At 71.0% G+C, this 20,166-nt stretch carries 1 protein-coding gene; it reads right to left on the bottom strand.

Annotated features, from left to right (window positions below; translation table 11 throughout):
• Position 1 precedes the first annotated feature (1 nt).
• On the bottom strand, positions 2–20,083 hold the full coding sequence (locus tag NLX83_RS28645; protein WP_254238313.1) for a type I polyketide synthase: 20,082 nt from the start codon (positions 20,081–20,083) through the stop codon (positions 2–4).
• Between the last annotated feature and the right edge of the window lie 83 nt (positions 20,084–20,166).

Here is a 20,166-nt window from a genome sequence, read left to right as displayed (position 1 = left end):
GTCAGCTCCCCAGTTCCTTGTCGATGAGGGCGAAGATCTCCTCGTCGGAGGCGGAGTCCACCCGCCCGGCGAAGGAACCGCCCCCGGCGCCCGAACCGTCCAGTTTGGACAGCAGCTCGCGGAGCCGGACGGTCAGCCGCGCCGCGTTCACCTCGTCCGCGGTGACGGCCGCGAGATCGGTCTCGATCCGGTCCAGCTCGGCGAACAGCGGCAGCACCGAGATCCCGGCGGTCTCGGCCAGCCGGTCGGCCAGATAGCCCACGAGCGCGGTGCTCGTCGGGTGGTCGAAGACCAGCGTGGCCGGAACCGGCACCCCGGCCGCGGCGGTGAGCCGGTTGCGCAGCTCCACCGCGGCGAGCGAGTCGAACCCCAGCTCGCTGAAGCTGCGCCCGGGGTCCACGTCGGCGGGCGAGGCGTACCCGAGCACCGCGGCGACCTGGTCGCGGACGAACTCCAGCAGCATCCGGTCCCGCTCCGCCTCGGAAACCCCTTGCAGGCGCTCGGTGAGGGGTGCGCCCGTGGTGGCCGCTGCGCGCACCGGGACCAACCCGGCGAACAGCGGCGGGACGAGCCCGGCCCGCGCCCGCAGCGCCGCGATGTCCAAGCGGATCGGCATCACCGAGGCGCGCGCTCCCCCGACCACGGCGTCGAACAGCGCCAATCCCTCCACAATGGACAGTGCTCGGACCCCGGACCGGCTCATCCTGGCCCGATCCCGCTCGTCCAACTGCCCCGCCATGCCCTCCGCGGTGTCCCACAGGCCCCACGCCAGCGACTGCGCGGGCAGCCCCTGCCGGTGGCGTCGCCTGGCGAGCGCGTCCAGGAAGGCGTTGGCGGCGGCGTAGTTCGCTTGACCCGCGTTGCCGAGGACCCCGGCCGCCGACGAGAACAGCACGAACGCGTCCAGCTCACCGGCGATCTCGTGCAGGTTCAGCGCGGCGTCCACCTTGGGGCGCAACACCTTCTCCAGCTTCTCCGGCGTCATGTCCTGCACCAGTCCGTCATCGAGCACCCCTGCGGAGTGCACGACCGCCCGGATGTCGTGGTCGCGGAAGACCGCCGCAAGCGCGTCGCGGTCGGCCGCGTCACAGGCGACCACCGTGACCTCGGCGTCCAGTTCCGGCGCCGCGCCGCCACTCCGGCTGAGCAGCACCAGCTTCCGCACGCCGTGCTCGGTGACGAGGTGCCGCGCGACGGCTCGCCCGAGGCTCCCGGTGGCACCGGTGATCAGCACCGTGCCGTCCGGGTCCCAGACGTGGCCCTCACCGAGGGGAGCGCGGACAAGCCGCGGGACCACCAGAGCGGGGCCGCGGACCGCGATCTGCGGCTCTCCAGCGGCGAGTGCGGCCGCCACCGCGGACACCGGACCGGCGACGTCGAGCAGCGCGAATCGATCGGGGTGCTCGGATTGGGCCGATCTGACCAGGCCCCACACCGCGGCCGCCGCGAGATCGTCCTCCACGTAGTCCCGCGTCACCACAACGAGTTTCGCCGTGGCGAAGCGCTCATCGGCGAGCCAGGACCGCACCAGGCCGAGCGCCGCGTTCGCGCTCTCGCGCACGGAGCCGTCGATGTGGACGAGCACCACGTCCGCCGCGCCGACGCTGTCGAGGTCGTCGAAGCGCTCCGCCGCGATCCCGCTCTCCGTCAATGCATCGACAAGCCCCAGGTCGTCATTGATCACCGCGCAATACCCGGGCGCCTCCCCGCGGCCCGCGTGCTCCACCCACTCCACTTCGAACAGCGAGTCCCGGGGAATCGTGGCCGGAGCACCGGTGAACGGCCGCAGCAGCAACGATTCCACTGCGAGCACGGGTTCCCCGGACTTCGTCGAGGCGGTCACCGAGAGCGCGTTGTCGCCGACCGGCGTCAGCTTCACGATCAGCTCGGCGCTTCCCGGGCGGTGCAGGCTGACGCCACTCCACTGGAACGGCAACCGCACCACGTCGTCGCCAGGCTCGGCACCGAGCACGTGCAACGCCGCGTCGAGCAGGGCCGGATGCATGCCGTAGCCGGTGGTGCGCACCTCCTCCGGCAGGGCGACCTCGGCGAAGAGGTCCTCCCCGTGCCGCCAGGCCGACCGCAGCCCTTGGAACGCCGTCCCATAAGCGAGCCCGGCGTCAGCCAACCGCCCGTACAACTCGGCGATCTCGATCCGCACCGCGTCAGCGGGCATCTCGAAGGCCGCAGTGCTCTTCGTGGCCGCGAGCACACCGCTCGCGTTGCGAGTCCACGGTTCGTCCTCCCCGCGCCGGGAGTGGATCCGCAGCGCCTCGCCGTCCACCACCACCTGGACGTGGACCCCGCCGTTGTCGGGCAGCACCAGGGGCGCTTCCAGCACGAGGTCGGCGACCTGACCGGCTCCGGCCTCGGCGGCCGCGTGCAGCGCGAGTTCGAGCAGTGCGGTGCCCGGCACCAGGACCGCCCCGGCCACGACGTGGTCGGCCAACCATGGATGGCTCGCGACCGACAACCGCGTGGTGAACAGCAGACTCTCCGCACCGGCGATCTGCACCGCCGCGCCCGCCAGCGGATGCCCGGCGGTGGTGACCACGGACTCGGAAAGCCAGAAGCGCCGTCGCTGGAAGGCATAGGTCGGCAGGTCCACGCGCCGCGCCCCTGGGAACAACGCGGTCCAATCCACATCGGCGCCGCGCACGTAGGCGTGGGCCAACGCGGTCACCGCCGTGATCGGTTCCGGGCGTTCCTTGCGCAGCGCGGGAACACAGCCGTCGGCCATCGCGGACAGCACGGCATCCGGACCGATCTCCACCATCGTCGTCACGCCGTGCTCGCGCAGGCGGACCACACCGTCGTGGAACCGCACCGTGTCGCGGACATGCCGCACCCAGTGCTCCGCCGTCGTGACATCACCCTCGGAAATCACCGGGATCGTCGGCTCGGAGTAAGCAATCTCCTTGGCCACCAATGCGAATTCATCGAGCATCGGGTCCATGTGCGCCGAGTGGAACGCATGACTGGTCCGCAACCGCTTGTGCTTCCACCGCTTCGCGATCTCCAACACCTCATCGGCGTCACCGGAGATCACCGTCGACTGTGCACCGTTCACCGCCGCGACGCTGGCGTTGCCCAGGTGCTCGCGAACCTCGTCCTCGGTTGCCAGAACGGAAACCATCGCGCCACCGGTCGGCAGGGCCTGCATCAACCGGCCCCGTGCCTCAACCAAGCGGCACGCGTCCGCCAACGAGAACACCCCGGCAACGTGCGCCGCCGCCAGCTCACCGATCGAATGCCCGAGCAGATAGTCAGGCCGCACACCCCAACTCTCGAAGAGCCGGAACAACGCCACCTCGAACGCGAACAACCCGGTCTGCGTGAACGCGGTCTCGTGCAGGCGGTCCTCATCCTGGACGGCCTCGCGCACCGGCAGCGTGAACCCGTCACAGACCGCATCGAAGGCCGCCGCGAACACCGGATAAGTCTCGTAGAGTTCGCGCCCCATGCCGACGCGCTGCGAACCTTGACCGGAGAACAGGAACGCGAGCTTGCCATGCTCCACCGTGCCACGCACGACATCCCGCGACTCCGTGTCGTGCACGAGCGCATCGAGCGCGTCACCGGCGAGAACCACCGCGCGGTGCTCCAACTTCGCCCGCGTGGTCGCCAGCGAGAAGCCGATGTCCGCCGCGCTGTGTCCGTCCACAAAGGACTTCAGCCGCTGGGCCTGTGCTCGCAGTGCAGCGGCGGTTCCACCGGAGAGCACCCATGGCGCCACCACGACATCAGCGCCGCCCATGGCTTCCTCGGCGGGGACCCCTTCCAGGATCACGTGTGCGTTGGTACCGCTCACCCCGAAGGACGACACGGCCGCGCGGCGCGGACGGTCCACCTCCCAGTCGACGCTCTCCGTCAGCAGCGCCACGGCACCCGCCGACCAGTCCACCTGCGATGAGGGCTCGTCGGCGTGCAGGGTCCTCGGCAGCACGCCGTGGCGCATCGCCTCCACCATCTTGATCACCCCGGCGACGCCCGCCGCGGCCTGGGTGTGGCCGATGTTGGACTTCACCGATCCGAGCCAGAGCGGCCGGTCCCGGTCCTGGCCGTAGGTCGCGATCAGCGCCTGCGCCTCGATCGGATCTCCCAGCACGGTCCCGGTGCCGTGCGCCTCGACGGCGTCCACTTCGGACGGACGCAACCCGGACGCCGCGAGGGCCTGCCGGATCACCCGCTGCTGGGCGGGACCGTTGGGCGCGGTCAGGCCGTTCGACGCGCCGTCGGAGTTCACCGCCGAACCTCGGACGACCGCCAGCACGGGGTGGCCGTTGCGACGGGCATCGGAGAGCCGCTCCACCAGCAGCACACCGACTCCCTCGGACCACCCCGTGCCGTCCGCGTCCGCCCCGAAGGACTTGCAGCGGCCATCCGCCGACAGCCCGCGCTGGCGGCTGAACTCGACGAACGCGCTCGGGCTGGACATCACCGTGACACCACCGACGAGCGCGAGCGAACACTCGCCCTGGCGCAGGGCCTGCGCCGCGAGGTGCAGCGCCACCAACGACGACGAGCACGCCGTGTCCACCGTGACCGCGGGTCCTTCCAGGCCGAAGGTGTAGGCGATCCGGCCGGAGGCCACGCTGCCCGCACTGCCGCTGCCGAGGTAGCCCTCGAACTCCTCCGGCACCGACCGCAGCCTGGTGGCGTAGTCGTTGTACATCACGCCCGCGAACACGCCGGTGCGGCTGCCGCGCACGGAGTCCGGCGCGATCCCGGCGCGCTCGAAGACCTCCCACGAGGTCTCCAGCAACAGCCGTTGCTGGGGGTCGATGGCCAGCGCCTCACGCGGGGAGATCCCGAACAGCTGCGGATCGAACTCGGCCGCGTCGTAGAGGAACCCGCCCCGCCACACCGTGGTGGTGCCCGGGTTGGCCGGATCGGGGTGGTACAGCACATCCCGGTCCCACCCGCGGTCGGCCGGGAACTCGTCGATCACGTCGGCGCCCTCGGCGACCAGCCGCCACAGCTCCCCTGGCGACCGCACACCGCCCGGGTAGCGGCAGCTCATCGCGACGATCGCGATCGGCTCGTCCGTGGCGACCGTCGTCGTGCTCTCGGTCACGGCGCCCGTCCCGGCCAGCTCGGCGTGCAGGTGCGCGGCCAGCGCGGCGGGGTTCGGGTGGTCGAAGACCAGGGTCGCGGGCAGTGCGAGCCCGGTCTCCGCGCCGAGCCGGTTGCGCAGCTCGATCGCCGTGAGCGAGTCGAAGCCCAGCTCCCGGAACGCGCGGTCCGGCCCGATCCCGGCGGCGGTGGCGTGCCCGAGGACGGTCGACACCTGCTCGCGCACCAGGTCGAGGAGTTCGGCGGCCGACCGCGTCTGAGCCCGGCTCGCCGATCGCCGCCGAGCTTGGGGGCGCACCAGCGCGCTGAACAGAGGCCCGTTCACGGCCTTGAGGTCCAACCGTGCGGGCACGAGCACGGGTTCCGCCGCACCCACTGCCGCGTCGAACAGCGCCAGAGCGTCCTTTGTAGACAGTCCGATGGTGCCGGACCGGCGCAGCCGCGCCCGGTCCCCTTCGCTGAGCTCGTCGGCCATGCCGGTTTCCGCCCACGGGCCCCACGCGAGGGAGACCGCGGGCAGCCCCTGTTCCCGGCGGTGACGCGCGAGCGCGTCCAGGAACGCGTTGGCCGCAGCGTAGTTCGCCTGCCCCGCGCTGCCGAACGTCGCTGCCGCGGAGGAGAACAGCACGAACGCGTCCAGGTCACCGGTCAGCTCGTGCAGGTTCAGCGCGGCGTCCACCTTCGGCCGCAGCACCGTGTCCAGGCGCTCCGGCGTCATGTCGCCAACAAGACCGTCGTCAAGCACTCCGGCGGCGTGGATCACTGCGGAGATCTTCCGTCCACTTAGGACACGCTTGAGAGCATCCCGGTCAGCCGCGTCGCACGCCACGACCTCGGCACCGGGAACCTCACCGCCGCTGCGGCTGAGCAGCAACAGGTTTCGCACACCGTGCTTGTCGGCCAGGTGCCGGGCGATCGCGGTGCCGAGGGCTCCCGTCCCACCGGTGATCAGCACAGTGCCTTCGGGGTCCCACGTGAACTCGCTGTCCGTGGTGTCACGGACGAGCCTGGGTGCGAAGACCTGACCATCGCGCACGGAGAACTGCGGCTCCCCACTGGCGATCCCGGCCTGAACATCGCCGTCCGCCAGCACGAAGCGGCCAGGGTGCTCAGACTGGGCCGACCGCACGAGTCCCCACACGGCGGCGTGCGCCAGGTTCTCGTTCGTCCGCGTGCGGAAGACCAGGCGCCCGTGCTCATCAGCCGCCAGCCACTCTTGCATGGCCGCCAGAACCTCGGCCGTGACCGCCCGTACCTCTCCCTCGCCCACCTCGTGCACAGTGAAGGGTGATTCGTCTTGTGCGGCAACAGGAATCTGTTGCCAGTCGACTCGGAACAGTGCGTCCGGCCGGGTAAGTCGCCCGGGCAGCGGACGCAGCGTCAGCGCTCCGACCGCGGCGACGGGGTGACCTGTGGCGTCGGCCAGCTCGACCGAGACCTTGCCCTCGCCGCGCGGAGTGATGCGCGCGCGAACGGCGGTCGCTCCCGTGGTGGTGAGCCGGACGTCCTCCCACGAGAACGGTAGCCGGACGTCGGTCGCCTCCAGTCCCGTCGCGTGCAGCACGGAGTCCAGCAGCGCCGGATGAAGCCCGAACCGGTCGTCGCGCTCGGGCAGCTCGGCCTCGGCGAAGATCTCCTCGCCGCGCCGCCACACCGCCCGCAGCCCCTGGAAGGTGGGCCCGTAGTCGAGGCCGTTCCCGGAGAGCCGTTCGTAGAGCCCGTCCACATCAAGTTCTTCGCCGGGCTCCCACGGCATGGGCGCGGGCTCAGGCACCGCCCCCAGCTCTCCGGAGGCGTGGCGGGTCCACGCGTCGGTGCCTGACCGCGCGTACACGGTGAATCGGTTCCGGCCGTCCACGACGAGTTGCAGCGCGGCCCGTTCCCGCAGCACCAGCGGGGTCTCGACGGTCAGTTCCCGGACGCCGTCGCAGCCGACCTCGTCGGCGGCACGCAGGGCCAGCTCCAGGAACGCCGTCGCGGGCACGAGCGCGGTCCCGGAGACAGTGTGCTCACCCAGCCACGGCTCGGTCGCGGCGGACAGTTCGCCGCTGAGCACAACGCCTTCCCCGTCGGCCAGGCGCAGCGCGGACCCCAGCAGCGGATGGGCGATGCCGTCCTGGCTCCGGGCGCCGGTGGAGCGCAGCCAGAACCGCTGCCGCTGGAACGCGTAGGTCGGCAGGTCGATCCTTTCCCCGCCAGGTACCACCTTCGCCCAGTCCACGGCCGCCCCGCGCACCCAGATGCGAGCGAGTGCGGTGATGGCGGCATCGGTCTCCGCGCGGTCCTTGCGCAGCGAGGGAACGCAGTTCTCGACCATCGCGGAGAGGACGCCGTCCGGCCCGATCTCCAGCATCGTCGTGACACCGTGCTCGCGCAGGCGTTGCATTCCGTCGTGGAAGCGCACCGTGCCACGGACATGCCGCACCCAGTGCTCCGCCGTCGTGACATCGCCTTGGGAGATCACCGGGATCGTCGGCTCGGAGTACTCGATCTCTTCGGCCACCGCCCGGAACTCGTCCAGCATGGCGTCCATGTGCGCCGAGTGGAAGGCATGGCTCGTCCGCAACCGCTTGTGCTTCCACCGCTTCGCGATCTCCAGGACCTCGGCCTCATCGCCGGAGATCACTGTCGACTGTGGACCGTTGACGGCGGCGATGTCCGCGCTGCCGAGGTGTTCGCGCACCTCTGCCTCGGACGCCTCAACAGCGACCATCACACCGCCGCTGGGCAGCGCCTGCATCAACCGACCACGTGCCTCAACGAGGCGGCAGGCGTTCTCCAGCGAGAACACCCCGGCCACATGCGCCGCCGCCAACTCACCGATCGAATGCCCGAGCAGATAGTCAGGCCGCACACCCCAACTCTCGAAGAGCCGGAACAACGCCACCTCGAACGCGAACAACCCGGTCTGCGTGAACTGGGTCTGCTCCAGTCCGTCCCCGCTGAAGACGACTTCCCGCACTGGCAGCTCGAACCCGGCACACACCGCATCGAACGCTTCGGCGAAGACCGGATGCGCGTCGTACAGCGACCGGCCCATGCCTACTCGCTGCGAACCCTGACCGGAGAACAGGAATGCCAGGCCACCATCAGCCACCGCGCCCTCGACGAGGCTCAGGGCAGTCCGGCCCTCCGCCAAGGCCACGAGCCCGTCCACATCGGTGACCACTGCCCGGTGCTCCAGGGCCGACCGCAACGTCAACGAGTACGCGATGTCGACTCGATCGCCCGCGACACCGTGCAACCGCGAAGCCTGCGCGCGCAACGCGTCCTTCGAACGCGCGGAGAGCACCCACGGTGCGGGCCCATCGCCTGTCCGGGCCGTCCCTTGGACCGCAGGAGCCTGTTCGAGGATCACATGCGCGTTGGTGCCGCTGATGCCGAAGGACGACACACCCGCGCGACGCGGACGCCCGGACTCCGGCCAGTCCTGGGCCTCGGTGGCGAGCACGACCGCGCCGGCCGACCAGTCGATCCGCCCGGACGGCTCGGTGACGTGCAACGTCCGAGGAACGATCCCGGCGCGCAGCGCCTGCACGGTCTTGATCACGCCCGCCACACCGGCCGCAGCCTGGGTGTGGCCGATGTTCGACTTCACGGTGCCCAAGAACAACGGACGTGATCGATCCTGCCCGTAGGTCGCCAGGATCGCCTGCGCCTCGATCGGATCACCGAGCACGGTCCCGGTGCCGTGCGCCTCCACAACGTCCACTTCGGACGGTCGAAGCCCGGCGTCCTCCAGTGCCGACCGGATCACCCGTTGCTGCGACGGACCGTTCGGCGCGCTGAGCCCGTTCGAGGCGCCGTCGGAGTTGACGGCCGAGCCGCGCACCACCGCGAGCACGCGGTGCCCGTTGCGATGGGCTTCGGAAAGCCGTTGCACCACAAGGACTCCGACGCCCTCCGCCCAGCCGGTTCCGTCCGCGTCCTCGGAGAACGCGCGGCACCGCCCGTCCGGCGAGAGACCACGCTGACGGCTGAACTCGATGAGCGCCCCGGGGTTCGACATGACGGTGACACCGGCGACGAGAGCCGCGGTGCACTCGCCCTGCCGCAGCGCCCGGGCCGCCAGGTGGAGCGCCACCAGGGACGACGAGCACGCCGTGTCCACGGTGACGGCGGGACCTTCGAGCCCGAACGTGTAAGCGAGGCGCCCGGAGGCGACACTGGCCGCGATGCCGGTGAGCTGGTAGCCCTCCACCTCGGCCGGGGCCTCGTGCAGCGCGGGCCCGTAGTCCTGCGCCATCGCGCCGACGAACACGCCGGTCTGGCTGCCCCGCACCGAATCCGGGTCGATCCCGGCGTCCTCGAACGCCTCCCACGAGGTCTCCAGCAACAGCCGCTGCTGCGGGTCCATGGCCAGGGCTTCCCGGGGTGAGATCCCGAAGAACTCGGCGTCGAACTCGGCCGCCGTGGCGAGGAACCCGCCACCGCGCGCGTAGAAGGTGCCCTGCCGCTCCGGGTCGGGGTCGAAGAGCCGGTCCAGGTCCCAGCCGCGGTCGGCGGGCAGGTCACCGATCGCGTCGCCGCCCTCGGCGACCAGGCGCCACAGCCGTTCCGGGGTGTCGGCTCCGCCGGGGAAGCGGCACGCCATGCCCACGATCGCCAGGGGTTCGTCCGTGGCCGCGCGGCGCCGGGTGGTCCCGGTCGCGGCCGAACCGACGAGTTCTGAGCGCAGGTGGGCCGCCAGCGCCGCCGGGGTCGGGTGGTCGAAGACCAGCGTCGCGGGCAGGCTCAGTCCCGTCGCCGCCGCGATCCGGTTCCGCAGCTGCACCGCGGTCAGCGAGTCGAAACCCAAGTCCTTGAACGCCTTCGTCGCGGAGACGGAGGCGTGGCCGAGCACACCGGTGACCTGGGCCCTGATCAGCTCCAGGATCGCGCGGTCCCGCTCCGGCTCGGTCATCCGCGCCAGGCGCTCGCCGAACCCGGCCGGAGCGGACGAGCCCGCGACCCGCCGCTGTGCACGCACCGGCACAAGACCGCGCAGCAGAGCCGGAACCGTCTCCCGGGGAGTGGTGTCCAGGCGGACGGGCATCAGGAACGCCGGGCGCATGCGCAGCGCGAGGTCGAACAGCGCCAACCCCTGCTCCGCCGACAGCGGTGCCACACCGAGACGCCTGTGGTCGGCCTTCGCGCTCATCCCGCTCGTCGGCTCCCAGAGACCCCAGGCCAGCGAGGTCGCGTTCACCTTGCGCGCCAAGGCGTCGAGGGCGGCGTTGGCGGCGGCGTAGTTCGCCTGACCTGGGCTGCCGAGGACACCGGCGGCCGAGGAGAACATGATGAACGCCGCGGCGCCGGCGAGTTCGCGCAGGTTGATCGCCGCGTCGATCTTCGGCCGCAGCACGGCGTCCAGTCGTTGCGGGGTCAGGTCGGTCACGAGGCCGTCGTCGAGCACCCCGGCGGCGTGGATCACGGCCGCGATCTTCCGTCCACTTAGGACGGTCTTCAGCGCTTCCCGGTCGGCCGCGTCACAGGCGACGACCTCGGCGCCGGGCACCTCGCCGCCACTGCGGCTGAGCAGGAGCAGATTCCGGTCCGCGAGGTGTTCGGCGATGAGCCGCCCGAGCGTCCCGGTCCCGCCGGTGATCACCACGGTGCCGTCATCGTCCAGCGCATGGGACGTCTCGGGCAGGACCGCGCGACGCATCCGGGGCGCCCAGACCTTCCCGTCGCGCACGGCGATCCACGGCTCGTCCCGCGCGATCATGAGCGCATCGGCGGACTCGACGAGCAGGAACCGACCGGGATGCTCGGACTGCGCCGATCGCACCAGCCCCTGGACCGCTGCTCCGGCGACATCATCGGGCAGCGTGTGCACGAGCAGCCGCGACGCTTCGTCTGACAGGCAGTTCTGGATCGCGTCGAGGGCGCGGTGCGTCGCGGTGTGCACGTCATCTTCGGTGACGTGCCAGATCTCCACGTCGTCGGGCACGTCCTCGCCCGCGACCTCGGTCCACTCGATGTCGTAGAGCGCGTCGGTCGCGGTGAGCGCCCCTGTCGGGACCGGCCGCATCAACACCGACTCAACCGACGCAACAGGATCGCCGGTCTCGTCCGCCAGCAGCACCGACAGCGCGCCCACGCCTGCGGGTGACACGCGAACGCGGAGCACGGACGCGCCGACCGCATGCAGTTCGATTCCCGTCCAAGCGAATGGGAGCCCACGTGCGTCGCGGGTCAATCCAGCGGCGTGCAGGCTCGCGTCGAGCAACGCCGGGTGGAGCCCGAAGCCACCGGGCTCGTCGACCGCGATCTCCGCGTAGACGTCCTCGCCGAGCGTCCACGCGGCGGTCATGCCGCGGAAGATCGGCCCGTACTCCAGTCCCGCGTCGGCAAGCCCGTCGTACCACCCGGCGAGGTCGACGGCGGTCGCACCGGCAGGCGGCCACTCCACGAGCGATTCAGCCTCGGTCGCGGTCTCGCCGAGGTGGCCGGTGGCGTGCACCGTCCACGGTCCGCCGCCCTGGCGTGCGTGCACGGTGAAGGTGTGGTCCGCGTCCACTCGGAGCTGGATCTCCGTCGCGCCGTCTTCTGGCAGCACCAACGGGGCTTCGAGGGTCAGGTCGTCGATCCGATGGCAGCCGACCTCCTCACCCGCCCGGAGTGCCAGTTCGACGAACGCGCTGCCGGGCAGCACCACGGCACCGCGCACCCGGTGATCACCGAGCCACGACTGCGACCGGGCGGAGAGCCGACCGGTGAACACCACCTCACCGGCCTCCGCGAGAGAGACCGACGACGTCAGCAGCGGGTGCCCGGACGCCTGGTCGATCCAGTAGCGCCGGTGCTGGAACGGGTAGGTCGGCAGGTCGACGCGTCGCGCCCCCGCGAACAGCGGTGTCCAGTCGACGCGAACCCCGCGCGTGTACGCCTCGCCCAGGGACAGCAGGAATCGCGCGGTCCCGTCCTCGCCGCGGCGGAGGGTCCCGATGCTGACGGCGTCGTTCTGCGCGGCGTCGATGCTCTCCTGCACCCCGACCGCGAGCACCGGATGCGGACTCACCTCGACGAAAACCCCATGATCCCGAAGAAGCTCCCGCGTCGACTGTCCAAAAAGGACCGTCTCGCGCAGATTGCGGTACCAGTAACCGGAATCAACAGGCTCATCAAGCCACGTGCCCGTCACCGTCGAGAAGAACGGGATCTCCGGCTGCCTCGGCTCGATCCCCGCCAACACCTCCGCCAGCCGATCCTGAATCCGCTCAACGTGGTGCGAATGCGAGGCGTAGTCCACAGGAATGCGACGCGCCCGCACTCCCTGTTCCTCACAGGTCGCCATCAACACGTCCAGAGCAGCCGCGTCCCCGGAGACCACCACGGAATTCGGACCGTTGACCGCGGCGACACCAATGCCCTCAGTCAGCAAGTCGCTGACATCGCCAGCCGCCACCGACACCATGCCACCAAGGCCCGACAACGCCAGCAACTCACGGCTCCGCAACGCAACGACCTTCGCCGCGTCCGCCAACGACAACGCACCTGACACCGCAGCCGCGGCGATCTCCCCCTGCGAATGACCGATCACCGCAGCGGGCTCAACCCCGTAGGACCGCCACAACGCCGCGAGCGAGACCATGACCGCCCACAACACCGGTTGAACGATGTCGACGCGCTCAAGCGGGCCGTTCAACTCCTCGAACAGACCCCAGGAGACGTGCGGCGCCAAAGCCTTGGCACAGGCGGACATCGACTCCGCGAAGACCTCGTTCTCCAGGAGATCCACGGCCATGCCAGTCCACTGGGAGCCCTGGCCCGGGAAGACGAAGACGACCTTGCCGCCGTTGGCGACGCCCTCCACGGCGGTGGGCGCGGGCTCACCGGCCGCCAATGCGGTCAGAGCGGCCCGGTAGTCACCGACCACCACGGCACGGTGCGGCAGATCAGCCTTCAGCGTCAGCGAATAGCCGACGTCGACGGGCTCAGCCTCGACCTCGGCGAGACTGCCCGCGAGTTCGCGCAGCGCCGCGTCGGACTTCGCGCTGAGCAGCCACGGCACGATCCTCTCCTCAGTGGGCACCGCGGTCTGCGGGACCTCAGGAGCCTCCTCAAGGACGACGTGCGCGTTGGTACCGGAAACCCCGAAGGCGGAAACGCCCGCGCGACGAACCCGGTCCCCCGGCCAGTCCACGTTCTCCGACAGCAGTGCGACCGAGCCGCCCGACCAGTCCACGTGCGGGGTCGGGGCGTCGAGGTTCAGCGTGCGCGGCAGCACGCCGTGCCGCATGGCCTCGACCATCTTGATCACACCGGCCATGCCCGCGGCGCCGGTGGTGTGGCCGATGTTGGACTTGACGGAGCCGAGCCACAACGGGCGTTCGCGCTCCTGCCCGTAGGCGGCGATCACCGCCTGAGCCTCGATCGGGTCCCCGAGGGTCGTGCCCGTGCCATGCGCTTCGACGACGTCCACTTCGGACGGTCGAAGACCGGCGTTCTCCAGTGCCGCGCGAATGACCCGCTGCTGCGAAGGACCATTGGGCGCGGTCAACCCGTTCGAAGCGCCGTCGGAGTTCACCGCGCTTCCCCTGAGCACGGCCAGCACCTGGTGCCCGTTGCGCTGGGCATCGGAAAGCCGTTCCACCACAAGGACTCCGACGCCCTCGCCCCACGCCGTGCCGTCAGCCGCGGCGGCGAAGGGCTTGCACCGGCCGTCCGGGGCAAGACCGCGCTGACGGCTGAACTCGACGAAACCGGAGGGCGTCGCCATCACCGCGACACCACCCGCCAGGGCCAGCTCGCACTCCCCGTTGCGCAGAGCCTGTGCGGCGAGGTGCAGGGCCACCAGGGACGACGAACAGGCGGTGTCGACGGTCATCGCCGGGCCTTCGAGGCCGAACGTGTAGGCGACGCGTCCTGATAGGACACTGCCCGCCGTCGCGGTGACCAGATAGCCCTCGGCACTGTCGGCGGCCTGGTGGACCAGGATCGAGTAGTCGTTGCTGTCCGTGCCGGTGAACACGCCCGTGCGGCTGCCGCGCAACGACTCCGGCTTGATCCCCGCGCGTTCCAGTGCCTCCCACGTGGTCTCCAGCAACAGCCGCTGCTGCGGGTCCATCGCGGTGGCCTCGCGCGGGGAGATCCCGAAGAACTCCGCGTCGAACTCTCCCGCGCCTTCGAGGAATCCGCCCGCGCGCACGTAGGAGGTTCCCGGGCGCTCGGGGTCGTCGTCGAAGAGCCGGTCGAGGTCCCAGCCCCGGTCGGCGGGGAACCCGGTGATCGCGTCGCGCCCCTCGACGACCAGCCGCCACAGCTGCTCGGGCGAACGCACTCCACCCGGGAAACGGCATCCGATCCCGACGATCGCGATCGGCTCGTCGGCGATTACCGTCGCGGCGTGGGCGACGGCGGTGCTCGTGGAGCCCAGCAGCTCGGCCAGCAGGTGCCGGGCGAGCGCCGCCGGGGTCGGGTGGTCGAAGATCACCGTGGTCGGCAGCCGCAACTCGGTGGCGGCGGCCAGCCGGTTGCGCAGCTCCACCGACGTCAGCGAGTCGAAGCCCAGTTCCTTGAACGCGCGGTCCGCCTCGATCGACCCGGCGGAGCCGTGGCCGAGCACGGCAGCAACGTTGGCCGTGACGAGGTCCACCATCAGCCGGAGCCGCTCGTCCTCCGGGAGCCCGGCGACCCGGGAGACGGCGGTGGACACCGCGGACAACGCGGTCGCCCGCTCCACCGTCCGCCGCCGCACGCGTGCCGTGGACGCCAGCCGCATCGGCAACAGCACCGCGTCCGGCCGGGCCAACGCCGCGTCGAACAGCGCTAGACCGTCCTCAATGGACAGTGGGGTGACCCCGGCGGCACGCATCCTCGCCCGCTCCGGCTCACCGAGGTCACCGGCCATGCCGATCGACCACGGGCCCCATGCCAGCGACTGCGCGGGAAGGCCCCGTTCCCTCCGGTGCCGTGCGAGGGCGTCGAGGAACGCGTTCCCGGCCGCATAGGCCGACTGCCCGGGGCTGCCGAGGGTCGCGGCGGCGGAGGAGAACAGCACGAAAGCGCTGACCTCGCCGACGAGCTCGTGGAGGTTGACCGCCGCGTCGCGCTTCGCCCGCAGCACGGCGTCCAGTCGCTCGGGAGTCATGTCGGCGACGAGCCCGTCGTCGAGCACTCCGGCCGCGTGGATCACCGCCGTGATGTTCCGTCCACTCAGGACGGTCTCAAGCGCTCCGCGGTCGGCCGCGTCGCACGCGACGACCTCGGCGCCAGGCACTTCGCCGCCGCTGCGGCTGAGCAACAGCAGGTTGCGCATCCCGTGCTCGTTGGCCAGGTGCTCGGCGATGAGCCGCCCCAGCTGCCCGGTACCGCCCGTGATGACCACGGTGCCCTCGGGGTCGAGCGGCGCGGGCACGGTGAGGACGACCTTGCCGATGTGCTTGGCCTGGCTCAGGAAGCGGAACGCGTCCTTGGCCTGCCGGACGTCGAAGGCCGTGCGCGGCAGGGGCGCCAGCGCCCCTTCGGCGAAGAGGCCGACGAGGTCGCGCAGCATCTGGCCGATGCGCTCCGGCCCGGCCTCGATGAGGTCGAACGCCTGGTAGCCGGGAATCCCTTCACGCAGGTCGGTCTTGCCCATCTCCAAGAACCGGCCACCCGGCTTGAGCGGCCCCAGCGACGCGTCCACGAACTCCCCCGCCAGGGAGTTCAACACCACGTCGACCTTCGGGAACCGCTCAGCGAAGCCAAGATCACGCGAGCTGGCCACCTGCTCCAGCCCCGTCGCGTCCCACTTCGCCGGGCTCGCGGTGCCGAAGACCTCGGCACCCAGGTGCTTGGCGATCTGCACAGCCGCCATGCCCACGCCACCGGCCGCGGCGTGGACGAGCACGGACTGCCCCCGCTGAAGCCCGCCCAGGTCGACCAGTCCGTAGTAGGCGGTCAGGAACACCACGGGCACCGACGCGGCCCGGGCGAACGACCAGCCCTCCGGGATCGGCGCCAGCATGCGGTGATCAGCAACGGCAGAAGGCCCGAACGCCCCGGTGAACAGGCCGAACACGCGGTCCCCCGGCTGGAGTCCGGTGACGTCGGGGCCGACCTCGGTGATCACACCGGCGCCCTCGATGCCCATCACGACGTCGCCGGGGTACATGCCGAGCGCGTTGAGGACGTCGCGGAAGTTGATCCCCGCGGCGCGGACCGCGATCCGGACCTCGCCGGGCAGCAGGTCAGGGCGCTCCCCTGGGATCAGCGCGAGGTTGTCGAGGGTGCCCTTGCTGGTCACGTCGAGCCGCCAGTCCCGCGTGGCGGGTGCGACGAGCGTTTCGGGGGCGCGCACGAGCCGCGGTGCGAACAGCTCGCCCGCACGGATCGCCACTTCGGGCTCACCACAGGCGACCGCCGCACCGATCGCGGCCACCGACTCGGGGCGGCGGTCCACCGTGACCAGGACGAACCGATCGGGCTGCTCGGACTGCGCCGAGCGCACGAGCCCGGTCACCACGGAAGCGGCGAGATCATCCTCGTACGAGGCGAAAACGACGCGTTCGGAGTGCTGGACGCGCTCCAGTGCCATGTGCACGTCGCCGGAACACCACACGACCTCCTGCGGCGCCTCGTGCTCCCCGGCCGGGGTCGGCACCGCGCTCCACTCCACGACGTGCAAGGAGTCCTGCCGGTCCGGAGTCAGCTGGTCCGCGGTGACCGGCCGGAGCAGCAGCGAGCCGATCGAGGCCACCGCCCGCCCCTGCTCGTCCGCGACGCGCACCGCGACGGAGTCACCGTCCGGGGACAGTCGGACCCGCAACGCGGTCGCGCCCGAAGCGAAGAGGCTGATGTCGTTCCAGGCGAACGGAAGCCGCACACCGTCGTGGTCATCGATCGCCAGTGCGTGCAACGCCGCGTCGAGCAGCGCGGGGTGCAGGCCGAAACCGGTGACGTCCGTGTCCTGTGGGAGACGGACCTCGGCCAGAATGTCGGTGCCGTCGCGCCACGCGGCGGTCAGCCCCTGGAACGTCGCGCCGTAATCGATGCCCAGTTCGGCCAGTCGGTCGTAGATCCCGTCGACGGGAACCGCGCCGGAGGGAGGCCACGCGCCGAGGTCGAAGTCCGGTCGTTCTTCGCCCGGCGCCAGGACTCCGGTGGCGTGACGCGTCCAGCCCTCGGCGTGTTCGGAGTGGACGGTGACCGATCGCCTGCCGGACTCGTCCTCCTCACCCACCACGACCTGGACGCGCACCGCACCGGTAAGGATCAGCGGCGACTCCAGGGTCAGCTCGTCGATCCGGCCGCACCCGACGTGGTCGCCGGCGCGCACCGCGAGCTCGACGAATGCGGTGCCGGGCACGATGACGCGGCCGAGCACCCGGTGGTCCGCGAGCCACGGGTGGGTGTGCGTGGACAAGCTGCCGGTGAACACCAGCCCGGTGCTGTCGGCGATCGCGATGGCCGCGCCGAACAGCGGGTGTTCGGCCGAGTGCAGCCCGAGCCCCGCGACGTCCTTCCTGGACCGCGTCGCGTCGAGCCAGAGGCGCTGCCGCTGGAACGGGTAGGTGGGCAGGTCGACACGCTGAGCACCGTCGAAGAACGTCGCCCAGTCGACCCGCACACCGCGCACGAACGCGTGGGAGAGCGCGGTGACGAGGGCGGTCGCCTCGTCCTTGTCCTTGCGCAGAGCCGGGATCAGCGTCGCGTCCGGCGCGCAGTCCTGGCCCATCGCGCAGAGCACACCGCCGGGGCCGAGTTCCAGATAGGTGGCGACGCCGCGCTCCGCGAGCCAACGCATCCCGTCGTGGAAACGGACGGCCTCGCGGACGTGCCGCACCCAGTACTCGGGGGTGGTGAGGTCACCTTCGGTGTTCTGCGCGATCGGGATGGTCGGCTGGTTGAAACTGATCCCCTCCGCGACGCGGCGGAACTCGTCGAGCATGCCGTCCATGTGCGCGGAGTGGAACGCGTGGCTGGTCCGCAGGCGCTTGTGCTTCCAGCGCTTCGCGATCTCCAGGACCTCGTCCTCATCACCGGAGATCACCGTCGACTGTGGACCGTTCACCGCCGCGATGCTGGCGTTGCCCAGGTGCTCCCGGACCTCGGCCTCGTCGGCCCGCACGGAGACCATCGCGCCGCCGGTCGGCATGGCCTGCATGAGCTTCGCGCGGGCTTGCACCAGACGGCAGGCGTCGCCCAGCGAGAGCACTCCGGACACGTGCGCAGCTGCCAGCTCGCCGACCGAGTGGCCGAGCAGGTAGTCCGGCCGCAGCCCCCAGTGTTCGAGCAGCCGGAACAGCGCCACCTCGACCGCGAAGAGTGCGGGCTGGGTGAACTCCGTCTGGTGCAGGCGATCCTCGTCCTGGATCGCCTCGCGCACTGGCAGTCCGAACTCGGCGCACACCTCGTCGAACGCGGCGGCGAACACCGGCGACGCCTCGTAGAGCTCGCGTCCCATGCCGACGCGCTGTGATCCCTGGCCGGAGAACAGGAACGCCAGCTTGCCCTCGACCGCCATGCCACGGATGAGGTCACCGTCGACCCTGGCGGCGCGGTGTTCCATCGCCGCTCGGCCGGTCGCGAGGGACAACCCGACGTCCGCGGACTCATGGTCGTCCACAAAGGACTCAAGCTGGGCGATGCTCGCGTCGAGGGCTTCGGGGGTACGGGCGGAGAACAACCACGGCGCCGGAAATTTCAGCTCACCCCGCTCCACCGGCTCGCCCCCCGGGGCCTCCTCCAGGATCACGTGGGCATTGGTGCCGCTGATACCGAAGGAGGAGACAGCGGCGCGGCGCGGCCCCTCGGCCTCCCACGGCCGGGCCTCGGTGAGCACCGAGACCGTGCCCGCCGACCAGTCGACCCGCGGCGTGGGCTCGGCGACGTGCAGCGTCTTCGGCAGCACCCCGTGCCGCATCGCCATGATCATCTTGATCACGCCCGCGACCCCGGCAGCGCCCTGCGTGTGCCCGAGGTTGGACTTCAGGGAGCCCAGCCACAGCGGCCGCGCCCGGTCCTTGCCGTAGGTGGCGACCAGCGCCTGCGCTTCGATCGGGTCGCCGAGCACGGTCCCGGTGCCGTGCGCCTCCACCGCGTCCACATCGGACGGTTCGAGGCGCGCGTCGGCGAGCGCCTGCAGGATGACGCGCTGCTGGGACGGGCCGTTCGGGGCGGTCAGCCCGTTGGAGGCGCCGTCGGAGTTGACCGCGCTGCCGCGAATGACGCCGAGCACCCGGTGACCGTGCCGCTGCGCGTCGGAGAGCCGTTCCAGCAGCAGCAGCCCGGCGCCCTCCGCCCAGCCGGTCCCGTCCGCGTCCACGGAGAACGACTTGCACCGGCCGTCCGGCGACAGGCCGCGCTGCCGGCTGAACTCGATGAACGCGCCCGGCGTGCACATCACGGTGACACCACCGGCGAGCGCCATCGTGCACTCGCCCTGGCGGAGCGCGCGGGCGGCGAGGTGCAACGCGACCATGGACGAGGAACACGCGGTGTCAACGGTGACCGCGGGCCCCTCCAGACCGAGCGCGTACGCCACCCGCCCCGAGGCGACGCTCGCGGTGGTGCCGGTCATCAGGTAGCCCTCGAGGCCGGGCGAGGCGTCCTCCGGTGAAGGCCCGTAGTCCTGACCGGTCATACCGACGAAAACACCGGTCCGGCTGCCGCGCAACGACTCCGGGTCGATCCCGCCGCGTTCGACGGCCTCCCACGCCAGTTCGAGGACGAGCCGCTGCTGCGGGTCCATCGCCAGCGCCTCGCGGGGCGAGATCCCGAAGAACCCGGGGTCGAACCCGGCGATGTCGTCGAGGAACCCGCCATCGCGCGTGTAGCAGGTCCCGGAATGCGCGGGATCGGGGTGGTAGAGCTCGTCCAGGTTCCACCCGCGGTCGACCGGGAACGGCCCGATACCGTCCCGGCCCTCCGCGACGAGCCGCCACAGGTCCTCCGGGGAAACGACCCCACCCGGCAGGCGGCAGCTCATCGCGACGACCGCGATCGGCTCCTCTTCCAGCTCCCGCAGGCGTTGACGGGCTTGACGCAGGTCGGTCGTCACCCACTTGAGGTAGTCGCGAAGCGTCTCTTCGTTGGCCATGCGAACGCCACCCATTTCCGGCACAATTGTGTCTGTGGAAAATTATTGGCGCGGCACGCCGACGGACAACCCCTAGCCGTCCC

Origin of the sequence: Allokutzneria sp. A3M-2-11 16, assembly GCF_024213555.1 — a bacterium.
Classification (GTDB): Bacteria; Actinomycetota; Actinomycetes; order Mycobacteriales; family Pseudonocardiaceae; genus Allokutzneria.
Note: the sequence above shows the minus strand (reverse complement) of the source record. Positions and strands in the feature narration are given on the sequence as shown.